2 protein-coding genes are annotated in these 1,291 nt (G+C 72.4%); both read right to left on the reverse strand.

Annotated elements, in window-relative coordinates; genetic code table 11:
* Positions 1-711, reverse strand: a 711-nt coding sequence (locus AC1D01_RS35115; RefSeq protein ID WP_477874203.1) for an NAD-dependent epimerase/dehydratase family protein, incomplete at its 3' end; no start/stop codon positions are given.
* Positions 712-722: 11 nt separating this feature from the next.
* On the reverse strand, positions 723-1,291 hold a 569-nt coding region (locus AC1D01_RS35120; protein ID WP_477874205.1), incomplete at its 5' end, for a DUF4166 domain-containing protein.

Consider the following 1,291-nt stretch of genomic DNA (forward strand, 5'->3'; position numbering starts at 1 on the left):
GCTGTCGACCACCCACACGCCCGGGCCGAAGCCCGCGCGGGCCTGCCGCAGGTCGCGTGACAGCGCGATCACGCGCCGCCCGTCGCGCCGCAGGCTGGCCACCAGCGCGCTGCCGACGAAGCCGGTCGCGCCGGTGACAAGCACCGCCGGCTCGATGCGGTGCGAAGGCTGCGGCGTGGCTGCCGGTGCGGGCTGCACACGGCCGAGCTGCCGCACTGCCAGCGCATTGCGCACGCTCCACGCCAGCACGCCGACGCCGTACAGCGTGAACAGCCACGACACCCAGGCCTGCGTGCCATGCGGGGTCAGCACGAGGGCGCTCGGCTGCTGCGACCAGCCCCACAGCACCGGAGCAATCAGCGCGATGAAGGCGCCGTAGCTGATCGTCAGCAGCGTGTGCAGCAGCCGCTCGAACGGCGGCAGCGCGCGGGTGCGGTCTTCTTCCAGGAAATCCGCCAGCGTGATCACCACCTCGGCGGCCAGCAGCCCGGCCAGCACCGCGGCGAACGCACCGCGCCATTCGAACCAGCCGAGGCCGATGAAGACGATGCCGTAGATCGCCTCGCGCGCCGCGTGCAGCGAGAGCTCGTGGCGCGCCGCCGCGCGCTGCGGCAGCCGCGCCTGCAGCTCGTGGTGCCACAGGTTGTCGAAGGCGCCCATCAGGGCCTGGACGGACAGCAGGAGGAAGAGGGTGGTCATGGGGGTGTTCATCGCGGGTTCTCTCAGAGTTCAGTRTGCGGATCGGCGAACACRCCGGATTGGTGGAAGGTGCGGCCCCACAGCGGGTGCACCATCGACAGCGTGAAGCGGAAGAAGCCGCCGCCCAGGTCGGTGTGCATCACGCGGCAGGTGCCCGGTGTCAGCAGCGCCGGCACCGGCAGGCGCAGCCGGCCCCACACCAGCGAGAAGCCGCGGCTCTGGAAGACCAGCGAGCCACGCTCCTCGAAGACGTCGAGCGCCATGCTCAGGCCGCCGTCGGTGCGCTCGAACAGGCGGCCGTCGGCGTCGAGCTGCTTCGTCGAACGCACGGTGCGCACATGGCTCGCGCCCAGCATCGCGTTGCGGTGGAAGCCGCGCTCCCAGACGACGCCGCCGCGGCCGTCGTCGCTGACGCGCACCGTGGTCGTCACGCCGCTCGCCTGGATGCGCGTCAGCGGCCCGCCGAACAGCTGCGTCGCCAGCGCACACAGCGCGCCGATGCGCGAGCAGCCCAGCTCCAGGTGGCCGATGTAGGTGGTGTCGCCGTGGGCGCAGCCGAAACGGCGTTGCACCGCGGCCGGCAGCCGGGCCC

It is taken from the genome of Rhizobacter sp. P3_B12 (assembly GCF_056402895.1).